At 68.0% G+C, this 19,218-nt stretch carries 19 protein-coding genes; 16 read left to right on the plus strand and 3 right to left on the minus strand.

All coding sequences use genetic code 11. The annotated features are described in order from the left end of the window. Nucleotides 1-28: 28 nt before the first annotated feature. Nucleotides 29-1,594 carry a signal recognition particle protein gene (gene ffh, locus ACFULV_RS09800; protein WP_378626362.1) on the plus strand — a complete coding sequence of 522 codons (1,566 nt, stop codon included), beginning with the start codon at nt 29-31 and terminating at the stop codon, nt 1,592-1,594. Between the two features lie 103 nt (nt 1,595-1,697). Here ffh and ACFULV_RS09805 read toward each other — a convergent pair whose 3' ends face one another. Further along, a complete protein-coding gene (locus ACFULV_RS09805) occupies nt 1,698-2,489 on the minus strand; it encodes a 3-oxo-5-alpha-steroid 4-dehydrogenase (protein ID WP_378626363.1) in 792 nt (263 codons plus the stop codon). Between the two features lie 104 nt (nt 2,490-2,593). Between ACFULV_RS09805 and ACFULV_RS09810 the strand changes: the two genes are divergently transcribed. From ACFULV_RS09810 to trmD, 7 genes are all read left to right on the plus strand, one after another. Next, nucleotides 2,594-3,412 (plus strand): nuclear transport factor 2 family protein, encoded by an 819-nt coding sequence (locus tag ACFULV_RS09810; RefSeq protein ID WP_378655102.1) that lies wholly within the window; start codon nt 2,594-2,596, stop codon nt 3,410-3,412. Nucleotides 3,413-3,536: 124 nt separating this feature from the next. After that, nucleotides 3,537-4,631, plus strand: coding sequence for an amidohydrolase family protein (locus ACFULV_RS09815; RefSeq protein ID WP_378655104.1), 1,095 nt, complete (start codon nt 3,537-3,539; stop codon nt 4,629-4,631). A gap of 168 nt (nt 4,632-4,799) precedes the next feature. Beyond that, the gene (locus ACFULV_RS09820) at nt 4,800-5,384 is read left to right on the plus strand and encodes a Uma2 family endonuclease (protein WP_378655105.1); all 585 of its coding nucleotides are present in this window, start codon (nt 4,800-4,802) and stop codon (nt 5,382-5,384) included. A 204-nt stretch (nt 5,385-5,588) separates the two neighbouring features. Continuing rightward, nucleotides 5,589-6,026 (plus strand): 30S ribosomal protein S16, encoded by a 438-nt coding sequence (rpsP, locus tag ACFULV_RS09825; protein WP_378626367.1) that lies wholly within the window; start codon nt 5,589-5,591, stop codon nt 6,024-6,026. Next, nucleotides 6,026-6,268: an RNA-binding protein gene (locus ACFULV_RS09830; protein WP_056811833.1), complete on the plus strand. Its 243-nt coding sequence runs from the start codon at nt 6,026-6,028 to the stop codon at nt 6,266-6,268. The genes rpsP and ACFULV_RS09830 overlap by 1 nt, the downstream gene beginning before the upstream one ends. Then, on the plus strand, nt 6,269-6,793 hold the full coding sequence (gene rimM, locus ACFULV_RS09835) for a ribosome maturation factor RimM (RefSeq protein WP_378626368.1): 525 nt from the start codon (nt 6,269-6,271) through the stop codon (nt 6,791-6,793). Nucleotides 6,794-6,796: 3 nt separating this feature from the next. After that, the gene (gene trmD / locus ACFULV_RS09840; protein ID WP_378626369.1) at nt 6,797-7,474 is read left to right on the plus strand and encodes a tRNA (guanosine(37)-N1)-methyltransferase TrmD; all 678 of its coding nucleotides are present in this window, start codon (nt 6,797-6,799) and stop codon (nt 7,472-7,474) included. A 1-nt stretch (nt 7,475) separates the two neighbouring features. Here trmD and ACFULV_RS09845 read toward each other — a convergent pair whose 3' ends face one another. Continuing rightward, nucleotides 7,476-7,844, minus strand: coding sequence for a VOC family protein (locus ACFULV_RS09845; protein WP_378626370.1), 369 nt, complete (start codon nt 7,842-7,844; stop codon nt 7,476-7,478). A gap of 396 nt (nt 7,845-8,240) precedes the next feature. Beyond that, complete coding sequence (locus tag ACFULV_RS09850) at nt 8,241-9,086, minus strand: LuxR C-terminal-related transcriptional regulator (RefSeq protein WP_378626371.1); 846 nt, start codon at nt 9,084-9,086, stop codon at nt 8,241-8,243. A 96-nt stretch (nt 9,087-9,182) separates the two neighbouring features. Between ACFULV_RS09850 and ACFULV_RS09855 the strand changes: the two genes are divergently transcribed. The 8 genes from ACFULV_RS09855 to ACFULV_RS09890 all read left to right on the plus strand — a co-directional run bounded on the left by ACFULV_RS09855 (nt 9,183) and on the right by ACFULV_RS09890 (nt 19,215). Further along, nucleotides 9,183-10,796, plus strand: coding sequence for an AMP-binding protein (locus ACFULV_RS09855; protein WP_378655107.1), 1,614 nt, complete (start codon nt 9,183-9,185; stop codon nt 10,794-10,796). After that, entirely contained in the window at nt 10,796-12,409 is a 1,614-nt protein-coding gene (locus ACFULV_RS09860; protein ID WP_378655108.1) for an AMP-binding protein, read from the plus strand. Before ACFULV_RS09855 ends, ACFULV_RS09860 begins: the two co-directional genes overlap by 1 nt. Before the next feature lie 98 nt (nt 12,410-12,507). Beyond that, nucleotides 12,508-13,689: an alpha/beta hydrolase family protein gene (locus ACFULV_RS09865; protein ID WP_378655109.1), complete on the plus strand. Its 1,182-nt coding sequence runs from the start codon at nt 12,508-12,510 to the stop codon at nt 13,687-13,689. 47 nt (nt 13,690-13,736) lie between these two features. Next, nucleotides 13,737-16,118 carry a Tex family protein gene (locus ACFULV_RS09870; protein WP_378655110.1) on the plus strand — a complete coding sequence of 794 codons (2,382 nt, stop codon included), beginning with the start codon at nt 13,737-13,739 and terminating at the stop codon, nt 16,116-16,118. A 28-nt stretch (nt 16,119-16,146) separates the two neighbouring features. Further along, the gene (locus ACFULV_RS09875; RefSeq protein WP_378626376.1) at nt 16,147-17,025 is read left to right on the plus strand and encodes a hypothetical protein; all 879 of its coding nucleotides are present in this window, start codon (nt 16,147-16,149) and stop codon (nt 17,023-17,025) included. A gap of 156 nt (nt 17,026-17,181) precedes the next feature. Further along, complete coding sequence (rplS, locus tag ACFULV_RS09880; protein ID WP_062986944.1) at nt 17,182-17,523, plus strand: 50S ribosomal protein L19; 342 nt, start codon at nt 17,182-17,184, stop codon at nt 17,521-17,523. Nucleotides 17,524-17,609: 86 nt separating this feature from the next. Further along, nucleotides 17,610-18,374: a signal peptidase I gene (gene lepB / locus ACFULV_RS09885; RefSeq protein ID WP_378626377.1), complete on the plus strand. Its 765-nt coding sequence runs from the start codon at nt 17,610-17,612 to the stop codon at nt 18,372-18,374. 136 nt (nt 18,375-18,510) lie between these two features. Then, nucleotides 18,511-19,215, plus strand: a complete 705-nt coding sequence (locus ACFULV_RS09890; protein ID WP_378655112.1) for a ribonuclease HII — start codon at nt 18,511-18,513, stop codon at nt 19,213-19,215. Nucleotides 19,216-19,218 lie beyond the last annotated feature (3 nt).

The raw sequence follows: 19,218 nt of genomic DNA on the forward strand, positions 1-19,218 counted from the left end.
AGACCCTTTCAGATCAGGAGCGCGATCGGTGTTCGAATCCCTGTCCGACCGGCTTACCGGTGCACTGCAGGATCTGCGCGGTAAGGGGCGTCTGTCACCGGCCGACATCGACGCCACCGCGCGCGAGATCCGCCTCGCACTTCTCGAGGCCGACGTCGCGCTGCCCGTGGTGCGCGGCTTCATCGCCAACGTCAAAGAACGCGCCAAGGGCGCGGAGGTCTCCGGCGCGCTCAATCCCGCGCAGCAGGTCGTCAAGATCGTCAACGAGGAACTCGTCGCGATCCTGGGTGGCGAGACCCGTCGCCTCAATCTCGCCAAGAACCCGCCGACAGTCATCATGCTGGCCGGTCTGCAGGGTGCGGGTAAGACCACTCTCGCGGGCAAGCTGGCCAAATGGCTCAAGGGGCAGGGGCACCAGCCGTTGCTGGTGGCCTGTGACCTCCAGCGTCCCGGCGCGGTCACCCAGCTGCAGGTCGTCGGTGAGCGCGCGGGTGTGCCCGTGTTCGCCCCGCACGGCGGCACCTCCATCGGTGGCGGCGAGAACCCGCTCGGGATCACCGCGGCCGACCCGGTCGCCGTCGCCGCGGCCGGTATCGAAGAAGCCAAGGCCAAGCAGTACGACGTGGTCATCGTCGATACCGCCGGTCGCCTCGGTATCGACGCCGAGCTGATGCGCCAGGCCGCGGGCATCCGCGATGCCGTACAGCCCGACGAGACGCTGTTCGTGCTCGACGCGATGATCGGTCAGGACGCGGTCAGCACCGCCGAGGCCTTCCGCGACGGCGTCGGGTTCACCGGTGTCGTGCTCACCAAGCTCGACGGTGACGCCCGCGGTGGTGCCGCTCTGTCAGTGCGCAACGTCACCGGCGCGCCGATCATGTTCGCCTCCACCGGTGAGAAGCTCGAGGACTTCGACGTCTTCCATCCCGACCGGATGGCCTCGCGCATCCTCGGCATGGGCGATGTGCTCACCCTCATCGAGCAGGCCGAACAGGTCTACGACGCCCAGCAGGCCGAGGAGACCGCGCGCAAGATCGGCAGCGGCGAGCTCACCCTCGAGGACTTCCTCGACCAGATGCTGGCCATCCGCAAGATGGGCCCGATCGGCAACCTGCTCGGCATGCTGCCGGGTGCGGGCCAGATGAAGGACGCGCTGGCCGCGGTCGACGACAAGCAGCTCGACCGGGTGCAGGCGATCATCCGCGGCATGACCCGTGCCGAGCGGGACAACCCGAAGATCATCAACGCCTCGCGCCGCCTGCGCATCGCCAACGGTTCCGGCGTGCAGGTGTCCGAGGTCAACCAGCTCGTCGACCGGTTCTTCGAAGCCAAGAAGATGATGGCGATGATGGGCAGGCAGATGGGCATGCCGGGAGCTCGCCGCGGCAACAACAAAAAGGGCGGCAAGAAGGGCAAGAAGGGCGGGCGTGGGCCCACGCCGCCGAAGGTGCGCGGCGGGTTCCCCGGCATGCCCGCCGGGATGCCGGGCCTGCCGCCGGGCATGGATCTGTCGAACATGCCGCCCGGCCTCGATCAGCTGCCGCCCGGCCTGGACGGCATCGATCTGTCCCAGCTGAAGTTCCCCAAGAACTGAGTTGTCGGCGCGCTGGCGCGCGCGTGTCCGCGGCCCTGAGGGGCCGCGGACCGGCCACTTCGTGGCCGCCGCTCCCTCAGGGTCGCGGGTGGTGGTCGGTGTGTCAGATCACGCCGGGGATCAGCGCTTTCCGGTTCGCTGGGTAGTCGGCGAACTTCTCCCGGTACCAGCGGTGGGTGGCGAAGGCGCGCGGCACCAGGTTTCCCGCGGTGATCAAGAAGATCGCGACACCGGCCAGCGACCAGGTGAGCAGGGCGAACCCGGCCCAGGCGATCAGCTCGCCCAGGTAGGCCGGGCTGCTGACGAAGCGGAAGCCCGCGCCGTGTGGGATGCGGTATTCGGCGGCGCCGGGGTTGTTCTTGTCCCGCAGATTGCGCACGATCGCCTCGGATCGCACCAGCAGCCCGAAGCCGCACAGGTACACGACCAGTCCGATCAGGAAGCGCGGATCGGTGAGCCAGGCGGTGCCGTACTGGTTCTTGTAGTCGTTGCTGAAGAACGCGCCGTTGAGATAGCCGTGCAAGGCCGTCACGAACACGCCCGCCGCGACCACCGAGACATTGAAACTGCTCGTCTTACCCGGCACCTGCCGGATGGAGAGCGGGAAGAACCAGCCGCGATTGCCGTAGTGCAGCAACCAGATGGCGGCCAGCACCAGCGGCACCGGCTCGAAACGATCGGGGCCGCTGAGGTAGAACACCGCGAACACGACGGTCGCGGGCAGCTCCATCAGCCACCAGCCCAGCTTGGGGTTGAGATTGAAGCCGACCTTGTTCGACGCGAAGCGGCCGTAGGGGCTCTGCGCGAACAGCCCGCCGACGATCACGAACGCGGCGAAGGCGAAGGCGATGGTCAGCACGGTGTCGTAGGTGGTGTTCCCGGTGTACCAGTCCATCGAGATCCTCTTGTCCAACAGGCGCCGCGCACGATCGCCGACGCAAAACTAGAACACGTTCTATCATGGATCGCGGAGGGGGAGCGTGACTATGGAGGACCTACATGTCGTTGGATCGGACCGCCGAGGACCTGCTGGCGGCGGTGCGGGAGTCACCGCGCGCGGTGGCCGCGCACGACAAGACCGCGTGGGTCGGGTTGTTCGCCGAGCAAGCCGCGGTGCAAGACCCGTACGGCTCGCGCGAGCACATCGGCCCGGACGCGATCTCGCGTTTCTACAACGTCTTCATCGCGCCGAACTCCATCGCCTTCCGCGTCGACCGCGACATCGTCGCCGGCTACACGGTGGTGCGTGACCTGCAGATCGAGACCACGATGTCGACGGGCGCCACCGTCACCGTGCCGATGCATCTGCGCTACGACCTGGTCGACACCGACGGCGGCTGGCGGATCGCCCGGCTCGCCGCGCACTGGGAGCTGGGGGTGATGATCGCGCGCCTGCTGCGCACCGGCCCGTCCGGACTGCTCGCGGGAGCGAAGCTCGGGCCGCAACTCGTGGGCGAGCTCGGCATGGGCGGTGCGATGGGCATGATGCGGGCGCTGCGTGGCATCGGTGGGTCCGGCAAACGCGTCGTCGGCCGGCTCTTCGCCGCTGTCGCCTCGGGCGACACAGGGGGCGTGCGAGCGCTGCTCGATGAGCGGACGGTGGTCGAGCTGCCCGCCGGACATCCGGTCTCGGTGGCGGAGTTCGCCGACCGTGCGCGAGACATGGAGTGGGACAAGATGATCGCCGCGGGTCGCACCGTCAGCGTGAGCGTGCGGGTCGGTGCGTCGCGCGGCGTGGCCTTCGTCGACTTCGCTCCGGACCAGCCGCGGATCACCGCTGTGCGGGTCTTTCTCGACGGCGATCCGTCGGGCGACTGACCGCTCGCCCGACGGCGGCCGACCCGGCCACCCCGGTGCTACCGGGGTGGCCGGGCCTCGGAGCGTGTGCGTGCGCCGATCCTGCGAGGTAGGTTCGGTTTCAGGCCGACGACTGGAGGTTCGTGTGCATCTGCGTGGTGTGGTTCTCCCCGGCGACCGGGAGCGCGACCTCTGGGTTGTCGACGGCGCCGTGACGTTCGAGCCCGTGCGCGGTGCCGAAACCCTGTGCAGCACAGGCTGGATCGTGCCGGGCCTGGTCGACGCGCACTGCCATGTCGGCATCCGCTACGGCGGCGGGGACGAGACCCACGACGGCGCGATCGAGCAGGCCGAGATCGAACGCGACGCGGGGGCGCTGCTCCTGCGCGACGCGGGCTCGCCGATCGACACCCGCTTCATCGACGAGCACGCGGAGCTGCCGCGGATCATCCGCGCGGGTCGTCACATCGCCCGCCCCAAGCGCTACATCCGCGAACTCGGCATCGAACTCGACGACGAGCGCGACCTGCCCGAGATCGTCGCCGAGCAGGCCCGCTTCGGTGACGGCTGGGTGAAGATCGTGGGGGATTGGATCGACCGCTCCGTCGGCGACCTGCGCCCGCTGTGGAGTGACGACATCCTGAAGCGAGCCATCGACGCCGCCCACGCGAACGGGGCAAGGGTCACCGCCCACGTGTTCGGTGAGGACGCCCTGCCGGGCCTGATCAACGCGGGTATCGACTGCCTCGAACACGGCACCGGCATCACCGACGACACCATCGAACTGATGGTGGCCAACGGCACCGCGCTCGTCCCCACCCTGATCAACATCGACACCTTCCCCGGCATCGCCGACAGTGCCACGAAGTTCCCGGTCTACGCCGCCCACATGCGCGACCTGCACCGCCGCGTCCGCGACACCGTCGGCAAAGCCCACGAGGCGGGCGTCCCGATCTACGCGGGCACCGACGCGGGCGGCTCCATCCGCCACGGCCGCATCGCCGACGAGATCACCGCCCTGTCCGGCGCGGGCCTGTCACCTCACGAGGCTCTCGGCGCCGCCTCATGGAACGCCCGCACCTGGCTCGGCCGCCCCAGCATCGACGAAGGCGCCCCCGCCGACTTCGTCGTCTATGCCGAAGATCCCCGCACGAACCCTCAGTCGCTCACCGAGCCACAATGGGTGGTGCTGCGTGGCGCGGTTGTCAGGACGCCCGACCCGGTCACCGGACATCGGTGAATCGCGTAGTCGCCCCTTGGCTGACACCGTCCATCGGCTGGCGATTTGTAACCCCTGGGGTTTACAAATCGGTACACTTGACTTGCCCCATTGTGGCAAGTCAAGTGCGTGCCCGTCTGGGCCGAGTCCGAGTGGTCCATCGCTGGTACGCGGGGAGGTTGGCTGGAGATGACCCTGAGCGCCGAGGTTTCGATGATCCACCCGTTGGGCCCGAAGACTGTGGAAGACTGGCTCGCCGAAGAGCAGCCGGTCGATGGATCTCGACTCGAACTCATCTGGGGGTACCTGCACATGACGCCGCCGCCGGGTGGTCCGCATCAGTACGCCGCAGGTGAGTTGTTCGTGGTTCTACGGGCCGCTGTTCGTGCTGCTGATCGCTCAGATCTCACGGCGCTTCCCGCTGTCGGCGTCCGGATCAGTACTCCGTTTCGGATTGGCATAATCCCAGACGTCGCGGTGGTCAGTGTTCCGCCCGACCGCGTCAACTTCGCTGCGGATGACCTGGTGTTGGCTGTGGAAGTTTGGTCACCCGGCAACAGCCGTGAGGAACGAGACACAAAAATCGCGGCCTATGCCTCGGCGCGGGTTCCGTATCTGTGGATCGTCGAACTCCCCGCTGGCAAGCCCGCACGGTTCTGGGGCTACACGCTGGGCGAGTCCGGCTACCGCCAGGAAGTGTTCGCCACCGATGGCGAGACGGTGAAGGCGCCTGGCCCGGTGCCGGTGGTGGTCGACACTTCGCAGTTGCGGTGAGATAGCGCGCGACTGGCGGAGGCGATTTCCGGCCGCGGCGGGTCGTCTGGCAGAATAAGCCCTCGTCCTTCCTGGACAGTGTCAGCCCGTCTCCGGTTACGTACCGCGCGGCGGTCACGCACGCATGCGCGAAACCGGACCCGCAGACCATGCGGGTCGCCGAATCGCGTGGTGACCAAAACTACTGAAAGAAGACTGAACAGCATGGCTGTCAAGATCAAGCTCACTCGTCTCGGCAAGATCCGCAACCCGCAGTACCGCGTCGTCGTCGCCGACGCCCGCACCCGTCGTGACGGCCGGGCCATCGAGTCCATCGGCCTGTACCACCCGAAGGAAGAGCCTTCGCTGATCCAGATCGACGCCGAGCGCGTCGCGTACTGGCTGTCGGTCGGCGCGCAGCCCACCGAGTCGGTGCAGCGTCTGCTGGAGATCACCGGCGACTGGCAGAAGTTCAAGGGCCTGCCGGGCACCGAGGGCACCCTGAAGGTGAAGGCCGCGAAGACCTCCAAGCTGGACCTGTTCAACGCCGCGCTGGCCGCCGCCGACAACGCGCCCACCACCGAGGCCGTCACCCCGAAGAAGAAGGCAGCCAAGAAGGACGAGGCTGCCGCTGAGGAAGCCGCCACCGAGGCTGCCGAGTAATGACTGCTGTTGTTGCCGATGCCGTCGAACATCTGGTTCGCGGCATCGTCGCCAACCCTGACGACGTCCGTGTCGAGCTGCTCACCGGACGTCGTGGACGCACCGTCGAGGTCCACGTCCATCCTGAAGACCTGGGCAAGGTGATCGGGCGCGGTGGTCGTACCGCGACCGCGCTGCGCACCCTGGTCGCCGGCATCGGCGGCCGTGGGATCCGGGTCGACGTGGTCGATACCGACGCCTAGATGGAACTCGTCGTAGGTCGGGTCGCCAAGTCGCACGGTGTGCGCGGCGAACTCGTCGTCGATGTTCGCACCGACGAACCGGACGTCCGGTTCGCGCCGGGCGTCACACTGCGCGGCAGGATGCCGAAGTCCTCGGCGACCCGTGACTACACCGTGAAGTCGGCCCGAGAGCACTCGGGCCGGCTTCTGGTGTTCGTCGACGGGATCGACGATCGCACCGCCGCCGACGCCCTGCGTGGCACGTTGTTCGTCGTCGACAGCGATTCGCTGCCGCCGTCGGAGGATGACGACGCCTTCTACGACCACGAACTCGAAGGCCTCCGGGTCGAGTTCACCGACGGCACCCTCGTCGGTACGGTTACCGAGGTGCTGCATTCGGCCGCGGGCGAACTGCTGTCGGTGCGCGCCGCCGACGACGGTCGCGAGATTCTCATTCCCTTTGTCACCGCCATCGTGCCGACGGTTTCGCTCGCCGATGGACTGGTTGTCATCACGCCGCCCGAGGGCCTGCTCGATCCGGAGTAATTCGTGCAACTCGACGTCGTCACGATCTTCCCGGAGTACCTCGAGCCGCTGCGGACCGCGCTGCTCGGCAAGGCTGTCGACAAGGGCCTGATCTCGATCGGTGTGCACGATCTGCGCCACTGGACGCACGACGTGCACAAATCGGTCGACGATTCGCCCTACGGTGGCGGTCCCGGCATGGTCATGAAGCCCACCGTCTGGGGCGACGCCCTGGACGAGGTGTGCCCGGACGACGCATTGCTCGTCGTCCCCACACCGGCCGGTGTGCCGTTCACCCAGGCCACCGCGCAGCGCTGGGCCACCGAGAAACACCTCGTCTTCGCCTGCGGGCGCTACGAGGGCATCGATCAGCGTGTGTTCGACGATGCCGCCCGCCGCGTCCGCGTCGAAGAGGTGAGCATCGGCGACTACGTCCTCATCGGCGGCGAGGCCGCGGTGCTCGTGATGACCGAGGCCGTCGTGCGTCTGATCCCCGGCGTGCTCGGCAATCAGCAGTCCCACCAGGAGGATTCGTTCTCCGACGGACTCCTCGAAGGTCCCAGCTACACCCGGCCGGTGTCGTGGCGTGGCCTCGAGGTGCCCCCGATCCTGCTGTCGGGCGACCATGCCAAGGTCGCCGCGTGGCGGCACGAACAGTCATTGGAACGCACGGCGCAGCGCCGTCCCGACCTGCTGCCCTGACCTATCCCGCGATCACGCGGGTGGTGATGCAGAACGGGTGGCCAGCGGGGTCGAGCAATACCCGCCAGCGCGGATCCGGTTGTACCGGTGCGGGTTTCGCGCCGATCGCGAGGGCGTGCTGTTCGCACAGATCCAGGTCGGCGTCGGCGGCGAGGTCCAGGTGCACCGCGGCGGTGCCGGGCCACTGCGGCGGGTAGTAGTCCTCGACGCGTTGCGCGGCGACCGTCAGTCCCGACGGGATACGGATCCCGACGCTGTGCGCGTCGTTCCACAGGACACGGCCACCGAGCAGCCCGAGGTAGAAGCGGGCGAGGGACTCGGGGTCGTCACAGTCCAGTGAGAGGCCGGCCAGTTGAAAAGGCTCCGTCATCGAAGCGACGCTACCGGGCCCGACGGGGACCGAGATTGTTTTGCCCTAAAGACATTTGGGTATCCATCCCGGTCGTTCTTTGTGCGATCGTCCATAGTGAGGGTTGCTGGTTCCATCCGGAATGGGTTCGGTCTCGGCGTCCGTCGGAGGGGCCGGGTCGGACGCGACAAGGTTGAGCGGACTGTGCGCCGATGTTCCCAGTACAGGCACTGCGTCCCTTGATGATTGGGCGCTGCCCGAGTGAGCGCTCGGCGACATTCGGTGTGGGGTGTCGCGCCCGCCGTGTGAGACCTTGCCGGTCCGCTCGGCCGGGCCGGAGACATTCCGGCAGATCCGGCGGCCGAATGACGGTGATATATCCCACATCTGGCGTGGGGGGTGAAGGGGTCGCGGCAGTCAGGGCAGCAGGCCGTGCCGCCGCGCCCGAGCCACCGCCTCGTGCCTGGTGCCGGCATCCAGCTTGCTCATCGCCTGCCGCAGGTAACTCTTGACGGTCTCGGCGCCGAGCGAGAGTCGAAGCGCGGCTTCCTGATTCGTGCAGCCGAGGGCGATTTGGGCGAGAACGTCGAGTTCGCGCCGCGACAGCCGCGGCGCATCGCCGACGGACTCGCCGGTCAACACTCCGGTCAGCCGTTCGCACACCCCGGAAAGCCGGTCGCGCAGGGCGAGATCGCCCGTGGTGGTCGCGAGGGCGCGAAGCTCGGCGTGGATCTCGCGCAACTCCTCGGTCGCCGCGGGCGTGGTAGCCGTCGGCGGTGTCGCGAGCTCGAGCAGCCGGACCCGCCGGTCCACCTCGTCGCGGACGGCGATCTCCGCGGCCAGTCGCTTACCCGCCTGCAGGATCACCTCGGCGGTGCGGTCCCCGAGGGGGCCCGTGCCGCGAGTGGCGGCGTACAGCACGGCGCGAGGTCGGTCGGCGACCAGCACCGGCACGGCCATCACCGACCGCAACCCTTCGCCGACGACCGCGGCGTCGTAGTGGTGGGTGATCGCGGACGAGCCCCGATAGTCGGCCACCGACGCGGGCCTGCGGTACTCCATGGCCTGCCCGCCGAGCCCGGAGGTGCGCAGCACCGACAGCCCGCGCAGACCGGTGGTGACGGTGCCGACGAACTCGGTGAGCAGCAGGGTGTCCTCGTCCACCGCGCCGCCGAACACCACCGGGACGCTCGCCCGTCCCGCCACCCAGCGGATCTCGGCGCGCAGCGCGTCACCGTCGCGCGGGCGCAACAGGGAAGTCATGGATCACCCCTTTTCGGGGGTAGTGGGGCACGTGAGCTATGCCACATTCTAGGACAGACCCGGTGGCCGATACCCGGGTGATGAGGAGAAGCTGCGATGACTACCGATCTGGACGCGCGGGTGCGCGACCTGCTCGACCACTACGACCGACCAGAGTCCTGTGGTGCCGATCTGCTCTGCGATCGGCACCCGGCCGGGCAGATCGCGTTCACGGTGATCGAGTCCGATCTGCGCGCCTACGACTTGACCTACGGTGAGCTGCGGGAGCGCTCGGCCCGGTTCGCCGCCGCGCTGGCCGAACTCGGCGTCGAACCCGGCGATCGGGTGGCGACGTTGATGGCGAAATCCGTCGAGCTCGTGGTGGCGCTGCTGGGTATCTGGCGCCGCGGCGCGGTGCACGTGCCCTTGTTCACCGCGTTCGCGCCACCCGCGGTCGAGTTCCGGCTGAGGGCGAGCCACGCGAAAGTCGTTGTCGCCGACGCCGACCAGGCGCCGAAACTCGCGGCGACCGACTACCGAACAATTGTCGTCGGCGGCGCCGAGATACCTGGCACGCTGCGCTTCGGCGATCTGCTCGACGGGTACGGATCCGACGATCCGCGCGCGCGGCCGGTGGCGGTCGGTGGTGACGGCCTGCTGGTCCAGCTGTTCACCAGCGGCACCACCGGCACCCCCAAGGGGGTGCCGATCCCCGTGCGCGCGCTCGCGTCCTTCCACGCGTATCAGGAGTTCGCCCTGGACGTGCGCCCCGAGGACATCTTCTGGAACGCGGCCGATCCAGGCTGGGCGTACGGCCTCTACTACGCGATCCTGGGGCCGCTGGCCACCGGCGTGCGCAGCCTGCTGCTGCACGCGGGGTTCTCGGCGCCACTCACCTGGGACGTGTTGCAGCGCTTCGGCGTCACCAACTTCGCCGCCGCGCCGACCGTCTATCGGGCGTTGCGCGCCGACAGCGCCGCGGCTCCGGAGAGCTTCGCCCTGCGCCGGGCGTCGTCGGCGGGCGAGCCGTTGACCCCGGACGTGGTGGCCTGGTCGCAGCGGACACTCGGGGTCGCGGTGCGTGACCACTACGGCCAGACCGAGCACGGCATGGTGATCTGCCACGCGTGGCACCCCGCCCTCGATATGGCCGTCCCGCCCGGTTCGATGGGCAGGCAGCTCCCCGGGTGGTCCTGTGCGGTCCTCGCCGAGGACGTCGACACCAAGGCGGCACCCGGTGAGATCGGCCGGGTCGCCATCGACACCCACCACAGCCCGCTGCTCTGGTTCCTCGGCTACCTCGACGATCCGGAGCGCACCGCGAGCCGATTCACCGCCGACGGGCGCTGGTATCTGACCGGTGACGTCGGCTCCCGCGATACCGACGGCTGTTTCCGCTTCAGCTCCCGCGACGACGACGTGATCATCATGGCGGGCTACCGGATCGGCCCGTTCGAGGTCGAGAGTGTGCTGGTCCTGCACGAGCAGGTCGCCGAGGCCGCCGTGGTCGGGATGCCCGACGAACTGCGCGGGGAGGTGCTGGAAGCCTTCGTGGTGACCCGCACCGGCGCCGAGGGCAGCGCCGAGCTGGCAGCCGAACTGCAGCAGCTGGTCAAGGACAAGTTCGCCGCCCACGCCTATCCGAGAAGGGTTCATTTCGTGGACAGCCTGCCCAAGACGCCGAGTGGCAAAGTGCAGCGATTCCTGCTGCGCGGCAAGGAGATCGGCTGATGTCCGAACTCAGCTACAGCTGCGGTCCCGCCGAGGTCGCGCTGCTCGGTGACACCATCGGCGCGAATCTGGACCGCGCCGTCGCGGCCCACCCCGCGCGTGACGCGCTCGTCGACTGCCCGGCGGGGCGTCGCTGGACCTACCTCGAGGTGGGTGCGGCGGTCGACGCCGTCGCGACCGGTCTCGCCGCACACGGCATCGAACCCGGTGACCGGGTCGGCATCTGGGCACCCAACTGCGCGGAATGGTTCCTTGTGCAATACGCCACCGCGAAGATCGGTGCCATCCTGGTCAACATCAACCCCGCCTACCGCACCAGCGAACTCGAATACGTTCTCGTCCAGGCCGGGGTACGCACGCTGATCGCCGCACCGGAGTTCAAGAGCTCGGACTACGTCGCGATGATCGAGCAGGTCCGGCCGAATTGTCCCGCCCTGGAGCAGGTGCTGATTCTCGGCACCGAGCCGTGGCGGCAGGTGGCCGAGACCGTGCCGGACAGGCAGCGGCTGGGTGCGATCGCCGAGACGCTGTCGGCCGACGACCCGATCAACATCCAATACACCTCGGGAACAACGGGTTTCCCGAAGGGCGCGACGCTGAGCCACCACAACATCCTCAACAACGGATTCTTCGTCGGCGAACTGTGCGGATACACCGAAGCCGACCGGGTCTGCATCCCGGTTCCGTACTACCACTGCTTCGGCATGGTGATGGGCAATCTCGCGGTCACCTCCCACGGTGCTACCGCGGTGATTCCGTCGCCGTCGTTCGACCCGGCCGCAGCGCTGGCCGCCGTCGCCGCGGAACGCTGTACCTCGCTCTACGGTGTGCCGACGATGTTCATCGCGATGCTGGCCGAACTCGATTCCGGCGCCGACTACGACCTGTCGAGCCTGCGTACCGGCATCATGGCGGGCTCACCGTGCCCGGTCGAGGTGATGAAACGGGTGATCGATCGGCTGGGGATGAGCGAGGTCTCCATCTGCTACGGCATGACCGAGACCTCGCCGGTGTCCACGCAGACCCGTCGCGACGACAGCATCGACCGGCGCACCGCCACGGTTGGCCGGGTCGGCCCGCATCTCGAGGTGAAGGTGGTCGATCCGGAGACCGGGCGCACCGTGGCGCGCGGAGAACCGGGCGAACTGTGCACCCGCGGCTACTCGGTGATGCTCGGGTACTGGGAACAGCCCGACAAGACCGCCGAGGCGATCGACGCCGCCCGCTGGATGCACACCGGCGACATCGGCGTCATGGACGCCGACGGCTACCTCGCGGTCACCGGCCGGATCAAGGACATGGTGATCCGCGGCGGCGAGAACATCTATCCCCGCGAGATCGAGGAGTTCCTCTACACCCACCCCGATATCGTCGACGCCCAGGTCATCGGTGTCCCGGACGCCAAATACGGTGAGGAGCTGATGGTCTGGCTCCGGCTCCGTGAGGGCGCGACACCCCTCGACGCCGACGCCGTCCGCACCTTCTGCGCCGGACGCCTGGCTCACTACAAGATTCCCCGCTATGTGCACGTGGTCGACGAGTTCCCGATGACGGTCACCGGCAAGGTTCGCAAGGCCGAGATGCGCGAAATGGTCAGGGATATCCTCGGCTGAGCGGCTGGGGCGCACCATGACTCGATCCGTCGCGGGCACCGGCGCTTCTTGCTAGCGTGTTCGCGACGGTCGGGCGTTCGGGCTGGTGCCGAATAGTGATGGGGGAGACGGTGTTCCGTCGTGTGGTGATGGTGTCGATGTCGGTCTGCGCGCTGGTCGCGTCGAGTGTGGGTGGTGCCGACGCCGGGCCGGGTGGGGTCGGCGTTCTCCCGAGTCCCAGCGCGACCCTGCCGGTCGGCGCCACGACGCTGCACCTGGTCGACGACGCACGGCCGGATCCGTTCCAGCCCGACCGGTCGAGAGAACTGATGGTTTCGGTGTTCTACCCGGCGACCGAGGTGGATCGCTACCCGCGTGCGCATTACGCGTCGACCGAACTGATCCCCGGACTGGAGGACGAACTCGGCATCGAGCTGCCCGGCGCCCTGACTCACGCCCACCGGGAGGCGCCCGCGCAGGCGGCGAGCGCCTACCCGGTCGTGCTGTACACCCCCGGCGCCGGTGTCTCGCGGATTCTGGGCACCGGGCTCGCCGAGGACCTGGCATCGCGCGGCTACGTGGTGGTGACCGTCGATCACACCTATGAAACCGGTCCGGCCGTCGAGTTCCCCGGCGGCCGGCTCGTGCGGCCCGCCCCGGCGCCCAACGGCTTCGACACCGCGATCCGCGAGAAGTACATCGCCGCACGGCTGCTCGATCTCCGGTTCGTTCTCGACTCCCTCGCCGGGCTGGCCGCGGGGACCAACCCCGATGCCGAATCCGACCCCCTACCCACCGATCTGGGGCGGGTGCTCGACCTGAACCGGGTCGGCGCCGTCGGACATTCGTCGGGTGGATACACCGCCGTCGAGGCCATGCACGGGGACCGTCGCATCGACGCGGCCGTCGACATGGACGGGCAGATCGGGGTGGACGAGGCATTCGGCCGCGCGGTGACCGAGGGCGTCGACCGGCCCACCCTGGTTTTGACCAGCGAGCAGATCGAGGAAGTCGGTGACGCGAATCCGTCCCTCGACGCGTTCTGGCAGGGGGCCACCGGCTGGAAACGTCATCTGGCCATAGCGGATTCGGCGCACTACGACTTCACCGACATGCCGTCGCTGGTACCCGCCGTCGCCCGGCCCGCCGCGTCGACCTATATCGGCGCCATCGATCCGGATCGCATGGCATCGCTCGTGCGGGGCTACGTCGCGGCGATGTTCGACAAATTCCTGCGCGAGCGCACCGACACCGTGCTGGATCGTCCGATCACCGAACCCGAGGTGCGGACAGTTCGCTGACCTGGGTGCCAGCGGGGTGTCGGTCATGAGCTGTAGTCTCTGCGGCTGTGACGACAGCGCCCGAGATCGCCGACAGCACGACCACCATCGCCAGCGTAGGCAGGCGGATCGCCGATGAACTGGGGGTGCGCGAGACCCAGGTCCGCGCCGCCGTCGAACTGCTCGACGGTGGTTCGACGGTTCCGTTCATCGCGCGCTACCGCAAGGAGGTCACCGACGGCCTCGACGATGCCCAGTTGCGCCAGCTCGAGGAACGGCTCGGGTATCTGCGTGAGCTCGACGAGCGCCGCGGCGCGATCATCGAATCCATCCGCGGCCAGGGCAAACTCGATCCCGCGCTGCACTCGCAGCTCATGCTCGCCGAGACCAAGGCGCGCCTGGAAGACATCTACCTGCCGTACAAGCCCAAGCGCCGCACCAAGGCGCAGATCGCGCGCGAAGCCGGACACGAGCCGGTGGCCGACGCGCTGATCGGCGACCCGAGCACCGATCCGGCCGCCTACACCGCCGAACAGCTCGACGGCGCCCGCTCGATCCTGGTCGAGCGCTTCGCCGAAGACGCCGACCTGGTCGGTGAGCTGCGTGAGCTGATGTGGAACCGCGGCCAGATCACCTCCACGGTGCGCGCGGGCAAGGAGGAGGCGGGAGCCAAGTTCTCCGACTACTTCGAGTTCAGCGAGCCCTTCCACAAGCTGCCCTCGCACCGGATCCTGGCGCTGCTGCGCGGGGAGAAGGAAGAGATGCTCACACTGCATCTCGAAGCCGACACCGAAGAACCGGCACCCGGCGAGCGCACCCTCTACGAGGGCCGCATCGCGGTCGCCTTCGGCATCGCCGACAAGGGCCGTCCGGCCGATTCCTGGCTGCTCGACACCGTCCGCTGGGCCTGGCGCACCAAGCTCGCCGTGAGCCTGGGTATCGACACCAGGATGCGGTTGCGCCAGGCGGCCGAGAAGGACGCGGTCGACGTGTTCGCCGCGAACCTGCGCGACCTGCTGCTCGCCGCACCCGCGGGCACCCGCACCACCATGGGCCTCGACCCCGGTTACCGCACCGGCGTGAAGGTCGCCGTCGTCGACGCCACGGGCAAGGCCGTCGCGACCGAGGTGATCTACCCGCACAAGCCGCAGGGGCAGACCGAGAAGTCCCTCGCGGTGCTGGCCGCGCTCGTCGCCCGCTTCGGCGTGGAGCTCATCGCCATCGGCAACGGCACCGCCTCGCGCGAGACCGATGCCCTCGCGGTGGAACTGATCTCGCGGATTCCGGAGAACAAGCCGACCAAGATCGTGGTGTCGGAGGCGGGCGCCTCGGTGTATTCCGCGTCGGCCTACGCCTCGGCCGAATTGCCCGACATGGACGTGTCGCTGCGCGGCGCGGTCTCCATCGCCCGGCGTCTGCAGGACCCGCTCGCCGAACTGGTGAAGATCGATCCGAAGTCGATCGGCGTGGGCCAGTACCAGCACGACGTGTCCGAGACGCTGCTCGCGCGCTCGCTGGGCGCGGTCGTCGAAGACGCGGTGAACGCCGTCGGTGTCGACGTGAACACGGCTTCGGTGCCGCTGCTCTCGCGGGTGTCGGGTGTTTCCTCGTCGGTGGCGGAAAGCATTGTGGCCCACCGCGATCAGAACGGGCCTTTCGCCAGCCGCAAGGCCCTGCTCGAGGTTCCGCGCCTGGGGCCGAAGGCTTTCGAACAGTGCGCGGGCTTCCTGCGTATCCGCGGCGGTGTCGACCCGCTCGACACCTCCGCCGTGCACCCCGAGGCCTATCCGGTGGTGCGCCGCATTCTCGAGCACACCGGCCGGGAGATGGCCGAGGTCATCGGCAACACCAGCACTCTGCGCGCGTTGAAGCCCGGCGACTTCACCGACGAGAAGTTCGGCGTGCCCACCGTCAGCGACATCATCGCCGAGCTGGAGAAGCCAGGTCTGGACCCGCGTCCGGAATTCAAGACCGCCGAGTTCGCCGCGGGCATCGAGAAAGTCGCCGATCTGAAGCCCGGGATGGTGCTCGAGGGCGTCGTGACGAATGTGGCCGCGTTCGGCGCGTTCGTCGATGTCGGCGTCCATCAGGACGGTCTCGTGCACGTGTCGGCGCTGTCGCACACCTTCGTCAAGGATCCCCGCGAAGTGGTGAAGTCCGGTGACGTGGTGAAGGTGAAGGTTCTCGAGGTCGACGTCGCCCGTCAGCGGATCGGGCTCACCCTGCGGCTCGATGACGAGCCGGGCAAGCCCGCGCAGGGGGACAATCGTGGGGGTGGCGCGCCGCGCGGGCAGGGTCGTGGACAGCAAGGCGGTCGTGGTCCGGCACCTGCCCGCAACCAGGGACAGGGGCGTCAGGGCAACGGCGGCGGTAACCAGCGCAAGCAGGCTGCGCCACCGAGCGGTTCGATGGCAGACGCCCTGCGCGCGGCTGGTTTCGGCAACAAGTAGGTAGCGACTCGACGACAGGGCGGGCGGCATGCGACGGTGGCTCGAAGAAGAGGTGATCGCGCACGGCCGCCTGCCCCTGCTCTGTTTTCTGCTGGGGTTCATCCTCGGCTTCGTGGTGATCCGGGTGAGTGTGCGGATGATCCGGGCCAATGTGCGCTGGTGGCCGGGCAATGTGAAAGCCGGCGACACCCACATCCACCACATGGTGTTCGGCGTGATCACCGTGCTGCTGTCCGGCATCGGGCTGATCGCCACCGCCGAGGACTCCACCCAGGTCACCTCGAGCGTGCTGGCCGCGATCTTCGGGATCGGCGCCGCGCTGGTACTCGACGAATTCGCGCTGATCTTCTATCTGCGTGACGTCTACTGGTCCGAGCAGGGCCGAACCTCGGTGGACGCCGTCTTCGTCGCCTTCGCCGTGACCGGTCTGCTCCTGCTCGGCGTCCAACCGGCGACGTTTCTGGACTACGACGACTTCCGGGCATCGCGCGGTGTCGGGGTGCGGGTCGGGGTGGTGATCACGATCACGGTGAATCTGGTGCTCGCCGCGATCGTGATCGCCAAGGGCAAGATCTGGACCGGGCTGTTCGGCATGTTCTTCACGCCGCTGCTGCTGGTCGGCGCGGTGCGGTTGAGCAGGCCTGGCGCCCCGTGGGCGCGCTGGCGCTACGGCCACCGGCCCAAGACCATGAACCGGGCGGTCGCGCGGGAGCGGCGCTATCGTCGCCCGGTCATCCGCGCGAAGATCTTCATCCAGGACCTCATCGCGGGCAAGCCCGACGTCGAGCACGCGCGCACGGCAGCCGAGGCGGAGTTGGCGCGGACCGTCGTCCCGGCGCCCTCGGCACCGCCGCCGCATCCGCACCTGCTGCCGCGCCGCCGGGCCGACCAGACCGACGAGCAGTGAGGCCGATTTCGATCAGGGCTACCCGGTCTGGCACAATGAACCGGTTGCCTTGGACGAGTCATGTCCGAGAGCACTCCTGTTCTGAGCATGAACCGGTCGAGCGCGCGAGTGCCGCCAGGTTCCTCTGTTCACGCAAAGAATCCGAAAAGGTGGAAAATGAACACCCTTGATTTCGTCGACGAGAAGTCGCTGCGTAGCGATGTCCCCAACTTCCGTCCGGGCGACACCCTGAACGTGCACGTGAAGGTCATCGAAGGCTCGAAGGAGCGCATCCAGGTCTTCAAGGGCGTCGTGATCCGGCGTCACGGCGGCGGCATCGGCGAGACCTTCACGGTCCGCAAGGTGTCCTTCGGCGTCGGTGTCGAGCGCACCTTCCCCGTGCACAGCCCCAACATCGACCACATCGATGTCGTGACCCGCGGTGACGTGCGTCGCGCCAAGCTGTACTACCTGCGCGACCTGCGCGGCAAGGCTGCCAAGATCAAGGAAAAGCGCTGATCTCGCAGTAGCACTTCGCAGTACCAGAATTCTTCAGGTAGCCCGGTACCCGACTCACGTCGGGGTGCCGGGCTACTCTGTTCGGCGTGGCAGACGAAAGTGGGTCGGTGTCGGTGTCCGATTCGGGCGACGAAGGCGGGCGGCGCAGAAAAAAGCGCGGCGACAAGAAGCAGCGCCCGTTCTGGCAGGAGCTGCCGATACTCGTCGTGATCGCGGCTGTGATCGCCGCGCTGATGGTGACTTTCGTCGGTCGGCCGTATGTGATCCCCTCGCAGTCGATGGAGAACACGCTGCTGATCGGGGATCGCATCTACGTCCAGAAGATCAGTTATTACGGCTCCGAACCCGGACCGGGCGACGTGGTGGTGTTCGTCGGGCCGCCGTCGTGGAACGGGCACTACAAGTCGGTGCGTTCGGACAACACTGTCGTGCGCGGTCTGCAGAACTTCCTGTCCTATTTCGGGCTGGTCCCGCCGGACGAGAACGATCTGGTCAAGCGCGTGATCGCGGTCGGCGGGCAAACCGTGCAGTGCTGCGATCCGCAGGGTCGCGTCATGGTCGACGGCAAACCGCTCGACGAGCCGTACATCAAGAAGGACTACCCCTGGTACACCGACCGTCCCAACGCCGTGTACCCGGCAGGCCGGGTGTTCGGCCCGGTGAAGGTGCCGGAGGGCAATCTGTGGGTGATGGGCGACAACCGCAACGAGTCGGCTGATTCGCGCGCACACGTCAGCGACGATCTCCAGGGCACCGTGCCGGTGGACAACGTCCGGGGCAAAACGGTGTTCAAGATCTGGCCGCCGAACCGGATGGGCCCAGTGAAGACTCAGAACGCGCAAGAGAACTGACACGATGAGGACGAGTGTTCTGTGCCCAGTGAAGACCCAGAACGCGCAAGAGAACTGACACGTTGAGGAGGGGTGTTCCGGGGCGAACACGCACCCGGAACACTCGGTCGAACTGACGCGACGGGACAATCGAACTGTGGGGCAGGATCGGACCAGCTGGCCGCCGCGGATGGTGATGCGCCGGGCGGCGGGACTACGCACGCTCGAGGCCGCGCTCGTGCGCGGTGGCCTCGCGCCGGTGGCCGGTGTCGACGAGGCGGGGCGCGGACCCTGCGCGGGTCCGCTGGTGGTGGCCGCGTGCCTGCTGGCGCCCAAGGCCTACGACAAGCTCGCCGGGCTCGACGACTCCAAGAAACTCACGGAGGCGGCTCGTGAGGAGCTGTTCCCGGTGGTTCAGCGGTTGTCGCTGGCCTGGAGCGTCGTGGTGGTACCTGCGTGGGAGATCGACTCGATCGGGATCCACGTCGCCAATATCGAGGGCATGCGCCGAGCCGTGGTCGGTCTCGAACGCACCCCCGGCTACGTCCTGACCGACGGATTCAAGGTCCCCGGCCTGCCCGCACCGTCACTGCCGGTGATCGGCGGCGACGGCACCGCGGCCTGCATCGCGGCCGCGAGCATCCTGGCGAAGGTGACCAGGGACCGGATGATGGTCGAGCTCGACGCGCAGCTGCCCGGCTACGGTTTCGCCGCGCACAAGGGCTACAACACGCCCGAGCACACCGCCGCCCTGCGGCAGCTCGGACCGAGCACAGAACACCGCCGTTCCTGGCGGAATGTGCGCGAGCTCGAGGTGCCCGGAGGTAGCCGAGTGGCTACTCGCGCGGCACATGCGCGATGATGT

Source organism: Nocardia sp. NPDC057272 (genome assembly GCF_042668615.1).
In the GTDB taxonomy this organism is placed as follows: Bacteria; Actinomycetota; Actinomycetes; order Mycobacteriales; family Mycobacteriaceae; genus Nocardia.